Source organism: Lysinibacillus sp. NPDC048646, assembly GCF_050272295.1.
In the GTDB taxonomy this organism is placed as follows: Bacteria; Bacillota; Bacilli; order Bacillales_A; family Planococcaceae; genus Lysinibacillus.
Window position 1 is genome coordinate 226,071 of the sequence record NZ_JBNNLZ010000002.1, and the last position, 14,873, is coordinate 240,943.

Annotated in this window: 13 protein-coding genes and 1 pseudogene; 13 read left to right on the forward strand and 1 reads right to left on the reverse strand. The window is 39.0% G+C overall.

The window, feature by feature from the left end:
* Positions 1-285: 285 nt before the first annotated feature.
* A complete protein-coding gene (locus ACQKII_RS03370) occupies positions 286-528 on the forward strand; it encodes a hypothetical protein (RefSeq protein WP_427456325.1) in 243 nt (80 codons plus the stop codon).
* Between the two features lie 329 nt (positions 529-857).
* Positions 858-1,577, forward strand: coding sequence for a hypothetical protein (locus ACQKII_RS03375; protein ID WP_427456327.1), 720 nt, complete (start codon positions 858-860; stop codon positions 1,575-1,577).
* A gap of 221 nt (positions 1,578-1,798) precedes the next feature.
* Here the strand turns inward: ACQKII_RS03375 and ACQKII_RS03380 are convergent, their stop codons facing one another.
* Positions 1,799-2,848 (reverse strand): NAD(P)/FAD-dependent oxidoreductase, encoded by a 1,050-nt coding sequence (locus ACQKII_RS03380; protein ID WP_427456329.1) that lies wholly within the window; start codon positions 2,846-2,848, stop codon positions 1,799-1,801.
* A 147-nt stretch (positions 2,849-2,995) separates the two neighbouring features.
* Between ACQKII_RS03380 and ACQKII_RS03385 the strand changes: the two genes are divergently transcribed.
* The 11 genes and pseudogenes from ACQKII_RS03385 to ACQKII_RS03435 all read left to right on the forward strand — a co-directional run.
* Positions 2,996-3,784: an ABC transporter ATP-binding protein gene (locus tag ACQKII_RS03385; protein WP_427456331.1), complete on the forward strand. Its 789-nt coding sequence runs from the start codon at positions 2,996-2,998 to the stop codon at positions 3,782-3,784.
* A gap of 14 nt (positions 3,785-3,798) precedes the next feature.
* Positions 3,799-4,725 carry an iron-hydroxamate ABC transporter substrate-binding protein gene (locus ACQKII_RS03390; protein WP_427456333.1) on the forward strand — a complete coding sequence of 309 codons (927 nt, stop codon included), beginning with the start codon at positions 3,799-3,801 and terminating at the stop codon, positions 4,723-4,725.
* A 25-nt stretch (positions 4,726-4,750) separates the two neighbouring features.
* Positions 4,751-5,752 (forward strand): FecCD family ABC transporter permease, encoded by a 1,002-nt coding sequence (locus ACQKII_RS03395; RefSeq protein WP_427456335.1) that lies wholly within the window; start codon positions 4,751-4,753, stop codon positions 5,750-5,752.
* Positions 5,745-6,752: a FecCD family ABC transporter permease gene (locus tag ACQKII_RS03400; RefSeq protein WP_427456338.1), complete on the forward strand. Its 1,008-nt coding sequence runs from the start codon at positions 5,745-5,747 to the stop codon at positions 6,750-6,752. The genes ACQKII_RS03395 and ACQKII_RS03400 overlap by 8 nt, the downstream gene beginning before the upstream one ends.
* Before the next feature lie 315 nt (positions 6,753-7,067).
* A complete protein-coding gene (locus tag ACQKII_RS03405) occupies positions 7,068-8,015 on the forward strand; it encodes a nuclease-related domain-containing protein (RefSeq protein WP_427456340.1) in 948 nt (315 codons plus the stop codon).
* A 257-nt stretch (positions 8,016-8,272) separates the two neighbouring features.
* Positions 8,273-8,692, forward strand: a complete 420-nt coding sequence (locus tag ACQKII_RS03410) for a MarR family winged helix-turn-helix transcriptional regulator (RefSeq protein ID WP_427456342.1) — start codon at positions 8,273-8,275, stop codon at positions 8,690-8,692.
* 12 nt (positions 8,693-8,704) lie between these two features.
* Entirely contained in the window at positions 8,705-9,904 is a 1,200-nt protein-coding gene (locus ACQKII_RS03415; RefSeq protein ID WP_427456344.1) for an MFS transporter, read from the forward strand.
* Positions 9,905-10,202: 298 nt separating this feature from the next.
* Positions 10,203-11,069, forward strand: coding sequence for an iron uptake system protein EfeO (gene efeO / locus ACQKII_RS03420; RefSeq protein ID WP_427456346.1), 867 nt, complete (start codon positions 10,203-10,205; stop codon positions 11,067-11,069).
* A 6-nt stretch (positions 11,070-11,075) separates the two neighbouring features.
* Complete coding sequence (gene efeB, locus ACQKII_RS03425; RefSeq protein WP_427456348.1) at positions 11,076-12,335, forward strand: iron uptake transporter deferrochelatase/peroxidase subunit; 1,260 nt, start codon at positions 11,076-11,078, stop codon at positions 12,333-12,335.
* Positions 12,310-14,028 (forward strand): FTR1 family iron permease, encoded by a 1,719-nt coding sequence (locus ACQKII_RS03430; RefSeq protein ID WP_427456350.1) that lies wholly within the window; start codon positions 12,310-12,312, stop codon positions 14,026-14,028. The genes efeB and ACQKII_RS03430 overlap by 26 nt, the downstream gene beginning before the upstream one ends.
* Before the next feature lie 272 nt (positions 14,029-14,300).
* Positions 14,301-14,522: pseudogene (locus tag ACQKII_RS03435) on the forward strand (hypothetical protein); the annotation flags it as partial.
* Positions 14,523-14,873: the final 351 nt, after the last annotated feature.

Genomic DNA, 14,873 nt, shown 5'->3' on the forward strand with positions numbered 1-14,873 from the left:
TTATTTATATAATATGAAAATAAAAATAGTAAGGTTCCTGCAAAATATAAAGTTTACTTGAAAAGAACCTCAACAAGAAGTAAGCGTAGGTTCAATTATTTGCTTGTAATAAGGCCGTAATAGGCTGTGAGGGGCTGTATGAAAAGTGTCATAAATCACTAGATTTCACTATCTTTTTAGGCAATATATCTCTATGAATATTTATCAGCAATCTCTTCGAAAGTCTAATCTATAAAAAAATACAGGCATATACTATTTTATAGCTTTCAGATAGGGGGTGAATTGATGCCATTTTATCCGCCGAATCCTAGAAGGAGACCACTCCCGCTAAGAAATAGACAAGGTTTTGGCCCCGCTTATCAAGGTAGACAGGTGCAACCTTTCTTTTATCCTAATCAACAACCTTTGGTTTCTAGATTTGGAACATTACCAGATAATTTAAATGCAATTATGGGCCATGCGGGAAAAATAACAAGCGGGGTTAATATGCTAAGGCAAATGGGGTCATTATTAAGTTTATTTAGATAGTTTATCTAGATGGAATACGAATATAAGATGCACATCAACGGCTATATAGTTGATGTGCATTTTTTGTCAATTAATATGACATCAGGTTCATCATTCGTCTTCACCGTAGGATTAGGATTTGCTGTCATTAATTTGGTCTTGTCTTTATTCATGAAAAAACCAAACGATGTAAAATTAAAATCTTAATCATAGCAGCACGGCGAGCTTGCTAAGTTAGTGGATGTGATAATTAATCATCGCTCCCAATTTTAAATTGATTAAATTTTCTTGAAATTGTATAATCAAAAATATTGGTTAATTATTACAATGGAGTATATGGGGTGGGATTGTTGAAAAAATATGTGTATACAGGATTCTTACTTGGAACGATTGTTTTGGCAGGATGTAGTGTAAATGAAAAAACAGAAGGACAGATTAATGAAGAGACATCAGAAGGTTTGACTGTTGGAGAAACTGTAGAAATTGAGCAATTAGCTGATACAGATAAAGGAAAAATTATGGTGTCAGCAGTTCCTTTAGATTTAACGCAAGAACAAAAAGAAGATTATTACAAGGAATATACTAAAATAGTTACTGAGGTATCTTCAGCGTATCCAAATCAAGATTTGTCTATCGAGACTATGGACAAGTTTAAACAAGAAGATTGGGTTGAACTAGAAGAATTCGAAAAAATAGTTAGCGATAGAGCTAATGCTAAAATTACTGTATTAACGAACACCGATATTTATGCGCCTGATCTAGTTCCGAAGACAGCAAATTTTCATATAGGCTCAAGTGTAAGAACTATTCGTTTTACAGGTTCTTTTGAGACACAATTAAGTTCAAATACACCGAATGGTAGGCAATTATTTTCAAGGTTTGACGCTATATCTTCGCAAGTAGAGAGTGGTGGTGGAATCTGGATACAAACAGGATATGATCATTCCATGACGGATGGTGGTCGTATATATCTTATCACTGTGGGAGGAAAATATTCACAGGGTGGTGTTTCTTCAAGTCATAATATTGAAGTAGCATTTAATTGTAATAAAAATGGTGGAATTAGTTGATGTTGAAAGGCATAGGCCAGTAGCTATCTTTTTGGTTTTCGGAGCAACAGTCTATTTTAAAAGAAAAAAGACTGTGAACAAACTCAATTTTTTGAGTTTGTCTACAGTCTGAAAGGACATGCCATATTTGTCATAGGGTATGTCCTTTAATTTATATTTTTTAGTTCTGGATAACATGGAGTCTTAGGAGGGTTTCTTTTGATTTCCTTATTCAGTTGAGGTTAATTTACTTGTACAAGTTGTTTTTCAATAATGGAGCGATTTTTTTCTTTGAATATTTCGTTATGTGAAGATACAACCGCATTACGATAGGCTGTTGGCTCCAGATAGGTTTTCGCCGAGTTGACCGCATTTGCGGCATCTTGGAAAGTTCCTAAAAGTAAATGGATTTTACCTTCGAAAGCTAAAATATCGCCAGCTGCAAAAATGCCAGGTTGAGCAGTTTCACCAGTTGCTTTCCCTTCGAAATAATAATCATCTTTCTTTGGAATAGTAATGGATTCTTCAAATGCTAACGATGCTTCGCGGTTATAGCCATGACTAACGATTACCTCGTCTATTTGACGTGTGTAACTTTGTGTTGTTTTTGAATTCTCACACGTTACTAATTGAATGGCTGTTTTATTTGTATTAGCAGACAATTTTGTAATCGTCGTATTGCATTCGATTTGAACGCCAACTGCGAGTGCCTCTTGTATCGTCGCTTCATGTGCAGATAAGGTTTCTTTACGGTATACAACGGTTACGTTTTTGGCGATAGGGCTAAGCTCAACCGCCCAGTCGAGTGCTGCATTACCACCACCAGAAATTATTATTTCCTTGTCTACAAAGCGCTGATAGGATTGTACCGTATAGTGTAAATTTGTCATTTCGTATTTTTCTGCGCCTTCTAGCGTAAGCTTTTGAGGGTTAATGATGCCACCACCAACGGCTAAAAGAATTGTTTTCGAGTAATGCTTGTCACCTTGAGCTGTATGTATGACAAAAGTATCTTCTTGACGCTCAATGTAGTCTACCTTTGTTCCAGTTAAAATAGTTGGGTCAAATGTTTTTGCTTGTGCAATTAATTGTTTGACAAATTGTTCGCCTAAAATTGGAGGATGACCACCAATATCCCAAATCAGTTTTTCTGGGTAAAGTAAGACTTTGCCACCGAGCTGATCCTGACTTTCAATAAGCTTCGTTTTTAATCCCCTTAAACCACTATAAAAGGCACTGTATAGACCAGCAGGCCCACCACCAATAATCGTTACATCGTATATATCTTGCATTTTTATCGCCTCACCCTTAAAAAATAATAAAAAAGTAATTGACAAATTCTTATCTGAAAACTAGACTAACTTTAGTGATAATGATTATCATTATGAGCTGTGATTATCATAGCATGGAGATAAGTAAAAAGAAAGAGAGGTTACGTTTTGCGTTTACAAATTGAATCGATTCGTGTTGGTTATGATAACAAAACGATTGTGCATGATTTATCATTACAAATTCCAGACGGCAAAATAACGACAATTATTGGCTCAAATGGCTGTGGCAAATCCACGCTATTAAAGGCCATTGCAAGAATATTAAAGCATGATCAGGGACAAGTAATTTTGGATGGCCAAAATATCTCAAAGATAAAAACAAAAGAATTGGCGAAAGAGTTGGCCATTTTGCCACAAAGTCCTGAAAGTGCGCATGGGTTAACGGTGGAAGAGCTTGTATCCTATGGACGATTTCCATATCAAAATGGCTTTGGCAATTTATCTCAAAAGGATAAAGACATGATTGATTGGGCCTTAAAAGTCACAAAAACGGATGACTATCGTCAGCAAACGGTTGATGCACTATCTGGTGGGCAACGTCAGCGCGTGTGGATCGCGATGGCATTAGCGCAAGAAACGGATATTATTTTTTTAGATGAACCGACTACTTATTTGGATATGGCGCATCAACTTGAGGTACTAGAATTACTAAGCAAGCTAAATAAAGATGAAGGTCGCACAATTGTCATGGTGCTACATGATTTAAACCAGGCAGCACGTTTTTCAGATTATATTGTGGCGCTTTCAAGCGGAGAGCTTGTGAAATTTGGTACGGCAGAAGAAGTCATTGTGCCTGAAGTTTTACAGAAAGTGTTTAATATTGATGCAGTGATTGGCAAAGATCCACGAACGGACAAGCCAATGTGCATTACATATAACTTATTACAAACAATTTAAAAGGGGATATACAAATGAAAAAGTGGCTTTTACCAATGTTTATGATGCTTGTATTAGTACTAGCAGCATGCGGCAATAAAGAAGATAGTTCTGAGAAATCGGATGCAGGTTCTAACGATGCATCTTCGAAAGAGACAATTACGTATGAATCTGAAACAGGCCCTATTGAAGTACCAGCTGATCCGAAACGTGTAGTTGTGTTATCTTCATTTGTTGGGGATTTATTACAACTTGATGTCAATGTGGTTGGTGTTGATTCATGGGCGGCAAAGAATCCAAACTTCCAAGATGCCATTAAAAATGCGGAAGTAGTGGAAAATACAGATATAGAAAAAATACTGGAGCTAGAACCAGATTTAATTATCGGTTTGAGCGGTATCGAAAATGCAAATAAATTAGCAGAAATCGCACCGACAGTATTATTTACGTACGGGAAAGTTGATTATTTACAGCAATTTATTGAAATCGGTAAGTTAGTAAACAAAGAAAAAGAAGCAACAGCATGGGTAGAGGATTTTAAAGTGCGTGCTACTGAACTAGGTACAAAAATCAAAGAAAAAATTGGTGATGATGCAACTGTTACAGTCGCTGAAAACTTCAATAAACAATTGTATCTTTATGGAGATAACTGGGGTCGTGGAACAGAAATTTTATACCAAGCAATGGGCTTGAAAATGCCTGAAAAAGTGAAGGAAGTGGCGTTGGAGCCAGGTTATTTCGCTATTTCTCAAGAGGTATTAGGTGATTACGCTGGTGATTATGTAATTTTTAGTATGTTTATGGACCAAGATACTTCATTCACAGAAGCTACATGGTTTAAAGATTTAGAAGCAGTGAAGAATGGTCATTTATTTGAAGTAAATGCCAATGCATTTTACTTTAATGATCCGCTTACATTAGATTATCAACTAGAATTCTTTGAAGAAAAGTTTTTACAATAATTTCAGTAGAGAGTAGCGAAGGCAAATGACAAAGTTTCGACAGTTCCCATTTTGGCTTCAAGTGTTGCTTGCACTGATTTTATTAATCTTGACAGTAAGTATTTCACTTTGTGTCGGCGCGGCCAATACAAGCATTCAAGATGTCTATCAAGCGATTGTTGGACAAAGCGGTGGCAAGCATTATGCTATATTACGTGAAATTCGATTTCCTCGTATTCTTGCAGCTATTTTTGTAGGCAGTGCACTAGCAGTCGCTGGGGCAATTATGCAAGGGGTTACAAGAAACCCATTAGCAGACCCAGGGCTTCTTGGATTGACGGCGGGTGCGAATGCGGCACTAGCCTTAACCATGGCATTTATCCCTATTACTTCATATTATATGCTAATTTTTGCATGCTTCGTCGGTGCAGGAATCGGGATGATTATTGTCTATGGTATAGGCGCATCAACAAAGAAGGGTTTTTCACCATTAAAACTTGTTTTAGCTGGTGCCGCGGTATCAGCTCTATTACAAGCTATTGCAGATGGTACGGGCATATTATTTCAGATTTCAAAAGATGTGTCGATGTGGACAAGTGGTGGCTTAATTGGCACAACGTGGCAAGCATTGATTATCGTGCCGTTTATAATAATTGGTTTAGTAATTGCCTTTGCATGCAGTCGTCAACTAACCATTTTAAGCTTAAATGAAGAAGTAGCTGTTGGTTTAGGGCAAAATACAACAGTGATTAAAGGCATTATGATGTTTGTAGTTGTTGTATTAGCGGGCTCTGCAGTGGCGCTTGTCGGTAATTTGGCATTTGTTGGTTTGATGGTACCACATATTGTCCGAGTCTTTGTGGGTACTGACTATCGATTTGTCTTACCGATGAGTGCCCTTATTGGTGGTTGGTTTATGGTCTTGGCTGATTTTGCAGGTCGTATGATTAATGCTCCATATGAAACCCCAGTAGTGGCTATTATTTCGATTATCGGCCTTCCATTCTTCTTACTTCTAGTTCGGAAGGGAGGTCGTCAGATTGTTTAAAGTCGGGCGTAAAAAACAGCGTCGATGGTTTCTTGCTTGGCTATTGTTGACAGTTGTTATTTTTATCATGGGTATTTCGCTGGGGGCAGCTTCTGTATCGATTGACCGCATTATACCGATTCTGTTGGGAGATGGCAGTTTTAAAGAATCATTTGTCTTGTTTTCTGTGCGATTGCCAAGAATGTTTGTGTTGGCAGCAGCAGGGATGGCGTTAGCGTTAGCTGGGGCCGTTTTGCAAGGTGTTACGCGCAATGATTTAGCAGACCCCGGGATTATTGGGATCAATGCAGGTGCTGGAGTTGGGATTACACTCTTTTACCTATTCGCGAAGGGTGATTTACCAAACTTTGCGTATGTGCTCCCAGTAGTAGGATTTGCCAGTGCCATATTCACAGCATTATGTATTTATTTCTTCTCGTATAAGCGGAATATAGGCGTTCAACCGGTACAGCTCATTTTAGTTGGGGTAGGGGTGGCTTCTGCTTTATCGGGTGTGATGATGATTTTAATCTCCTCTGCTGAGCGAAGTGATGTGCAGTTTATCGCGCAATGGCTAGCAGGTAGCGTGTGGGGAACAGATTGGCCATTTTTCTGGGCTTTAGTGCCTTGGCTTGTGCTGTGTATACCATTTATCTTTTATAAGGCGAATGTGTTAAATGTGCTGGCAATGACAGAGCAAACGGCAACCGGTCTTGGCATGAATATTGGACGAGAGCGTCTGCAATTATTAGTTGTTTCTGTTGCATTAGCGGCAGCGGCTGTATCAGTAACTGGTGGAATTGCCTTTATCGGTTTAATGGCACCGCACATCGCGAAACAACTCGTCGGACCACGTTATCAATTCTTTTTACCGTTAACATTATGTATCGGTGCTAGCCTATTAATGCTTGCCGATACAATTGGACGCGTGGCGATTTCAACGGCAACTGTGCCGGCAGGAATTGTTGTAGCGTGTATCGGTGCACCTTATTTTTTATATTTATTACGCAAAAACGACTGAACGGCTCGCGCTGTTCAGTCATTTTTCTGTTTAGAAAGGTCAGTGAATGTCAGTTAGACGGATAGAATTGTCAAAGTGACGGATAGAAATGCGAAAGTGTTGGATAGATTCGATGAAGTGATGGATAGAACCAGAAAAGTGACGGATAGGCAGCGGAAAAGTAGTAGAGAGAGCTAGACATAGCCATTTTCTTCGTGCTTTTTATCGAGAAAAAATGAAGAAAGATTTATTTTGATATAAACGAGTTTCAAGTTTTTCGGAAAGCCGTTTTGCGGGGCTTTCTTTCTTTATAATGAGGAGAAGGAGGTGAAAACAATGATTATATTAGCACGCCAGCAATCAGAAACACAAAAAATTTTAGAGGCACTGATACGTAGATTGCCTAAGGCACATACAGCGTACACCAACTACTATGAGCAGTTACGTCGCATACAGGCTGGCTATGCGGGAGAACAACGAGTAGATGCAGAATGGCTTGAAATGGATTACCCTCATCCTCATTATTTTCTTCATGATTTGCAAACCATCAATCGCTTCGGCACCACACATCAAATTGACACGATTTTTCTATGTCCCCACTTTATTATGATTTTAGAAATTAAAAATATCACAGGCTATCTGGAGCTCGATGAACCCTTTACTCAATTTACTAGAACAACGGCAAATGGCAATGTTGAAGGAATGAATGATCCTTTTCATCAGGTTAGGCGACATGCGATGTGGATGAAAGAGATGCTTCAGGTGGAGCGGCTCGAGATACCTGTAAAGTACGCCGTCATCTTTGCGACGAAAAATGCAATTTTATCGCAGAGTTTACGGGGACAGCCTGTGTTTCATGTATCGGGGTTACGTTATCAAGTAAACGCGTGGCTTCAACAACATCATGAGGCAATCGTGGATGAAGCAGAGCTCCAACGTTTTGCGAATCTCTTGCTTACGATGCATACACCAATGAAAAGACAATTATCTATACCTATACAGGATATAGTGAAAGGTGTGTTGTGCCCAGGTTGTTCGAATGGGCAAAGAATGAGCTATCACTATAAAAACTGGTATTGTGAGTGCTGCGGTTTAGTAGATAATCATGCTGTTTTGAGTGCGCTTGAGGATTACCGCTTACTGATAAGCGAATTTTTAACGAATAAAAGCTTTTGTGAATTTTTTGCAATCAGCTCTCCGAATGTGGCATATAGAATATTGCAGCAGCTACCTTTAAAAGCAGTCGGCACAAAAAAGCATACAAGATATTGGATTACGGAGTAAAATGGTGATACCAAAATTCAAGCGGTCTGAATTTTGGCTATTAGGAGCATGAGACGGATAGAATTGTCAAAGTGACGGATAGAAATGCGAAAGTGTTGGATAGATTCGATGAAGTGACGGATAGAACCAGAAAAGTGACGGATAGGCAGCTGAACGAAATGCATGTATAGGGCTAGACAAATGGCGAAGTTGGGTATATAGTTACCTAGGCTAACTAATTTAATCTATCGTACTAAGAAAAGTAAAGGAGTGATACTTTGACCATTGAACAGCATTTTTTTAATGAGTACCGATTAATGTATCGACCGTTTATAAATCAAATCAATGTGCAGTTAGAGAAATATCAGTTGTATAGTTCTCAGTGGGCTGTCCTGCGATTGTTGATGGATAAGGGGCCGCATTCGCTGGTTGAAATTGCGAACTATATGTTCATTGAGAAGCCGAGCGTGACGAGACTTGTACAAAAGCTAGTGGAGCTTGGCTATGTTGAAACGGTGGCGGGCAAGGATAAGCGAGAAAAGCTTGTACAATTAACCGCTTTTGGTGAAAATACCGTTCAGGAAATTCAGGCTCATTTAAAACCATTTTTAGAAAAGGCATTGGCAGGTGTGCCAATGCAGAATATTGAAATTGCAACACAAGTTTTAGCAAAAATTTGTGCAAACATTCATCAGTAGGAGAGGAAGCAAGTGGAAGCAACTAGACATAAACTTTGGACAAAGGACTTTTTAATCGTTTCACTGATCAATTTTACGATCACATTAATTTTCTATTTATTAATGGTGACGATTGCGGGCTATGCAGTGGAACAATTTGGCGCCTCAACGAGTACCGCGGGGCTTGTGTCGAGTATTTTTATAATAGGGACGCTATTAGGGCGTCTAGGTACTGGACGCATCATTGGAGATTGGGGCAGTAAAAAGACATTATTTTGTGGACTCTTGCTATTTATGTTATCAACAATGTCGTATTTTCTTGCAGGAAGTTTACCATTATTAATGCTGAATCGATTGGTGCAAGGGATAGCATTAGGTGTGGCAAGTACGGCAACGGGTACAATTATTGCTCAAATCTTACCACCGGATCGACGTGGAGAAGGTATTGGTTATTATAGCTTAAGTGCTATTTTAGCGACTGCTATCGGACCTTTTGTCGGGATTCTTTTAACACAGTTATTTGAAGATTATCGCATGATTTTTGCGGTCGATTCAGTCTTGGCAATTATTTGCTTTATGATGTATTTTATTGTGACAGTGCCAGATGCACCGAAGAAGGCGAAAGAACTTGCAGCGAAGACAGGCTTCAAAGTGTCCAACTTTATTGAACTGCGCGCAGTGCCAATTGCATTTGTAGCACTCGTTATTGGTTTTGCTTATTCAGGCGTTATGTCATTTATGACGTTCTATGCCAAAGAATTGGATCTAGTAACGGCTGGTAGTTATTTCTTTATCGTTTATGCAATCGTCATTTTAGCGACTCGTCCATTCACGGGGAAATTACTAGATTCAAGAGGCGCGAATATTATTATTTATCCATGTCTGGTGCTATTTGCAATTGGTATGTACGCGTTTAGTTCAGCTACGAGCACTGTTGTATTTTTAATAGCTGCTGCTTGTATTGGGATTGGTTATGGGAATTTCAACTCAGTGGCACAAGCAATAGCTATTAAAGTTACACCGAATGAACGACTAGGACTTGCGACATCGACATACTTCATTTTGTATGATTTAGGATTAGGCGTAGGGCCTTATTTCTTAGGTTTTTTTGCACCGGCAATGGGCTACAGCGCCATTTTCTTGGCAATGGTATTCGTTATTTTAATTTCCATTGTGCTGTATTACTTCTTGTATGGAAAACACGAAAATTTGAAACAAGCAAAATTTTCATAGATTAGAATCGTTATATTGTGGAAAAAACGTATTTTTGCTAGTTGATTATAAAATTCAACTGCGAAATGACGTTTTTTTCTTTAAATAAAAATACTTCTTGCAATCAAATATGATAATCATTATCATTCACATATAAAGTAAAACTTTAAATTGATGGGGGACTTAATGCCCTATCGATTGTAAGTTGAATAAATCGGGTACCTCAGGGCTCAATCTTCCACTTAAACTATTTAACTTGATGTGGAAGACTTGGCACTCTATAGTACAGGATAAACAAATTCGGAAGTAGGTACTTAACATGAAAAACAAATCATTACTGTCAGTATTAGTGGCGGGCGGTATTATTATGACGGGCTGTGGCAATACAGACGAAGCAAAAAAAGAAGACAAACTAGCAACAGAGGAAGTACAACCAGCAGCTGAGGTTGATTTAACTGCTGAACTAACAGCCTATCAACAGTTTGCTTTAGAACAAATGGATCAATTTCTGATGGAGACAGAGAAGTTTGTGAATTTGTTCAAAGCGGGCGATATTGAAGGCGCAAAAGCTGCTTATGCTCCTGCACGTATGTATTTCGAGCGTTCTGAGCCAATCGCTGAAAGCTTTGGCGACCTTGATCCACGTATCGATGGGCGTCTAGCCGATATTCAAGAAGAGGGCAAAGGTGAGGAAGAATGGAGTGGCTACCACAAGCTTGAATATGCGCTTTGGGAAGAAAACACGACAGCGGGTTACGAAGCAGTGGCAGATCAATTACTTGCTGATGCCAAAGAATTGCATGCATTAGTACAAACGGTAGAAGTAACACCGGATTTAATGATGACAGGTGCAGTTGACTTATTGAATGAAGTATCAACTTCAAAAATCACTGGTGAAGAAGAAATTTACTCTCACACTGACCTATACGACTTTAAAGCAAACATTGAGGGTGCAGAAAAAATCTTTGAAATTCTTCGTCAAAAACTAGAAGCAAAAGACAAGAATTTAGTAGCAACATTAGATGAAAAATTCAAAGCAGTAGATGATTTATTAGCACAGCATGCAACAGCTGATGGTGGTTATATTTCTTATGAAGAATTAACTGAAGAACATACAAAAGCACTTGCAGCTGCAGTCAACCAACTTGGTGAGCCATTAAGCCAAATGGGAATTATTTTGGAGTGATGAATAATGACAGCGTCAAATGATGAAAAATGGATTGATAAAAAAATATCTCGTCGTGATATGTTAAAGCTATCGGGCATCGGAGTGGCAGGGGTTGCTATCGGTGCTTCTGGCTTTGGCGGTGTTATGAAAGCAATGGGCTATAACGTATTTGAACCTGTTGCAGATAGTACAACTGCTCGTAACAAAGTGGATTTTTATGGTGGGCATCAATCTGGCATTAATACAGCTGTTCAAACGCATATTTATTTTGCTTCTTTAAATGTGTTAATCACATCGAAGAAGGAGCTACAAGAGTTGTTCAAAAAATGGACACCTCTTGTAGTTCATTTAATGAATGGCGAATTAATGGTAGATTTAACAACAAATACAAGAGTGCCGACTGGCGATACAGGGGAGGCAGAAGGTTTAGATGCTGCCAATTTATCGATCACATTTGGCGTTGGCCCTTCACTTTTTGAAAAACTTGGCATCTCACACTTGAAACCAGCAGAATTAGTAGATTTACCGCATTTCCCAAAGGACCAGCTACAAAAAGAATTTACTGGTGGCGATCTTTGTATTCAAGCATGTGCCAATGATCCGCAAGTAGCGTTCCATGCTGTACGTAATTTAGTGCGTGCTGCTTCTGGCAAAGTGGAGATTAAATGGTCTCAAGCTGGCTTTAATTCATTCCCAGCAGGGGGAGGGACGCCTCGTAATTTATTTGCTTTTAAGGATGGCACGGTAAATCCTTCGATTACTGATGAAAAAGATTTAAATAAGGTTGTTTGGGTGGATAAAGGCTGGTTGAAAGGCGGCTCATATTTAGTTGCGCGTAAAATTCAAATGCACCTTGAAACATGGGATCGAACTTCTTTGAAAGATCAAGAGGCAACTTTCGGTCGTTATCGTGACAGTGGTGCCGCATTGGGTAAAACGAAGGAATTTGAAGATTTCGAAGTAGAGGCGAAAGACGACAAAGGCGAGTATGTTATGCCAGATACATCCCATGTGCATTTAGCAAGGAAATCAGGTGCGCGTATACTACGTCGTTCTTATTCTTATGCTTCAGGGGTTATGTCCAATACAGGTGCACATGACGCTGGACTATTATTCATATCTTTCCAAAAAGACCCAGCGCAGTTTATCACGGTGCAAAATAGTTTAGGGCGCATGGATAAAATGAATGAATATATTACCCATCGAGGCAGTGCTGTGTTTGCTTGCTTCCCTGGTGTACAAAAGGGGAGTTATTTAGGTGAAGCACTTTTTAACGCGCTGTAGTATCATCCTTTGTTTGCTAGTAGTACTTGCAGTGCCAGTGCAAGCAGCGCAGTCTTACAGTCACTTATACATTTCGATTAGTGATGCCCTTATGAATACAAAGCAGGACAAGGAAACAGAGGCTGAGCGTGCACTGGAGCAGTTTACAACTGACTGGGCTTCCGTAACATCTGAACAAACCGAAGCGAAAGAAAAGGTCAATCAAATTCTAACACAAGCTGTAGAAGCGACATCTAAAGAAGAGCGCTTAACGGCGTTATCTGCATTATCGAATGCCTTACGTTCATTAGAAAAGCTTGAAAACCCAGTGGATGAAACGGCACAGCGCGCTGAATTTGGTACGAAATTTAAACCGATTATGACAGCGTTTGAGAAAGCCTTAGCTAGTGGTGACATAACTGTTATAGACACTGCTTACAAAGAGTTCAATATTAAATGGAATAAAAATGAACGGCCAGTTCGTGAGCAAAGTATGGCGATGTACGGACAAATCGAAACGCAAATGGCCTTCTTACGTATTACGATTTCCTCAGAAAAGCCGGATATAGCTTTAATGCAGTCACAATATGCAGATTTAAAGCAAACGATTGAGGATTTCGTTGCGGGTGAAGAAACTGCACAAGTTGTGGAGGGTGAGTATTCTCTAGCAACACTGATCGCCTATATCGATGAGGCAAATGATTTTGTTGACGCAGGCGACTATCAGGCTGCATCCGATAAAATTCGTGAATTTATTACAATTTGGCCAAGTGTAGAAATAGAAATTTCAACTCGCAATAGTAGCCTTTATACGAAAATAGAGAGTGATATGCCTATACTTGTTAGTGACTTATTGAAAACGCAAGTCGATGTAGAAGGCATAAAAAGTAAGCTTGATAAATTTCGTACTGAGATAGAGCTGATACAAGGTGATACAGACTATACGTTATGGGATTCAGCGTTAATTTTGCTACGTGAGGGCTTAGAAGCACTACTAATTATTTTAGCATTAGTGTCGTTTTTAAATAAATCTGGACAAAAATCTATGCGTAAATGGATTTATGTCGGTGCATTTGTTGGGGTATTATTATCAGCTGTAGCAGCTATCCTCATGTCAACGATCTTTAATTCTGCAACTGTAGATTCGAATCGTGAAATGATGGAAGGCTATGTCGGCTTAATCGCAGCTGCGATGATGATTGGTGTCGGTATTTGGCTCCATAGTAAATCGAACGTGACAAGCTGGAATCGCTATATATCGAAACAAATGGGCAATGCCATATCAAGTGGCTCTGTTTTCGCCATGGCGTCTGTCAGTTTCTTATCGGTGTTCCGTGAAGGAGCAGAAACACTTGTTTTCTACGCTGGGATTGCACCTAAAATGGAAACATCTCAGTTTGTGCTAGGTATTGTGGTGGCAATTGTTATCTTAGCGATTATAGCCGTTGTGTTATTTAAGGCGAGTGGTAAAATTCGAATTCATAAGCTCTTTGCAGTGGCGACGGTGTTAATTTATGTGTTGGCATTTAAAATTATTGGTGTCAGCCTGCATACATTACAACTGAGAGATGTAGTTCCGACAACAATCGTTGATGGTCTGCCAGTTGTTAGTTTCATAGGTTTTTATCCAACAGTAGAAACAATGATCGGACAAGCGATTTTACTTGTTTTAGTACTAGCAACGATTGTATTTAAGAAGAAACAAGAGAAATAACGAAAAGCTGTGGCCTAAAAGAGGGCGCTGAAAAAGTCCTTAAAATGAGTTTTAGCTATGGCGGAAACGATTAATCGTTTCTGCCATGGCTTTTTCTTCGATGCCGTTGATTTCCGTTTCGGCGGACGCTTCCCTAGAGGCGAACCTTGAGCTTCCTCGTCGCTAACGCTCCTGCGGGGTCCCAAGCTGTTCGCTAGTCCTCCAAGGAGTCGCCGCCTGCACTTCAACCAACTAATTTTATCGCTTTTCTGCGTTTCATTCTTTCCGATTCACAAGAAATGGAAAGATTCAAAGACTTAGCGAAAAAGCGCTATAAGATTGAATCGAAGAATAGTGAGTTAAAATATCCGTATGGCTACAATACAGCGGAATCGGCGGGTTTATTTGGCCTGGAAATCCAAGGAGCTACTACAATATTTGCGGTGAATTTGACGTTGGTTTGGTATAAAGTTCGATTAAAAGTAACTCTAAAAGCCATATTTTATTGTAAATGAAAAGAAGGTATTTTTAACATAAAAGCCCAATAAAAAAATCACCTCCAAGAATAACTAGAGAAGTGATTTTTTCATCCTTTTCATGTTTAATTTCAACAAATTCATGTTACACTCCCATTTTCGATCTTTCCAATTAATCACCTTGAATAAGTTTGTCAAAATGGATTCTTCTCTTACGAATTAGTATACATTTTTTATAAAAAAGTGTGATCATTTTCATCCTATAATTTTCTTCAATCGGGGCCTATTATGGAACAACGCCCACTCCTAATAGTGATATTTTAAAAACAGTGATAGTATTATCATAATAGTTTTTATAAATTCTGAAAATAAAGACCAATGTTTATGGGT

Coding starts and splice junctions, on each gene's coding strand:
- ACQKII_RS03370 (WP_427456325.1), top strand. CDS start 286: ATGCCATTTTATCCGCCGAATCCTAGAAGGAGACCACTCCCGCTAAGA.
- ACQKII_RS03380 (WP_427456329.1), bottom strand. CDS start 2,848: ATGCAAGATATATACGATGTAACGATTATTGGTGGTGGGCCTGCTGGT.
- ACQKII_RS03390 (WP_427456333.1), top strand. CDS start 3,799: ATGAAAAAGTGGCTTTTACCAATGTTTATGATGCTTGTATTAGTACTA.
- ACQKII_RS03395 (WP_427456335.1), top strand. CDS start 4,751: ATGACAAAGTTTCGACAGTTCCCATTTTGGCTTCAAGTGTTGCTTGCA.
- ACQKII_RS03405 (WP_427456340.1), top strand. CDS start 7,068: ATGATTATATTAGCACGCCAGCAATCAGAAACACAAAAAATTTTAGAG.
- efeO (WP_427456346.1), top strand. CDS start 10,203: ATGAAAAACAAATCATTACTGTCAGTATTAGTGGCGGGCGGTATTATT.
- efeB (WP_427456348.1), top strand. CDS start 11,076: ATGACAGCGTCAAATGATGAAAAATGGATTGATAAAAAAATATCTCGT.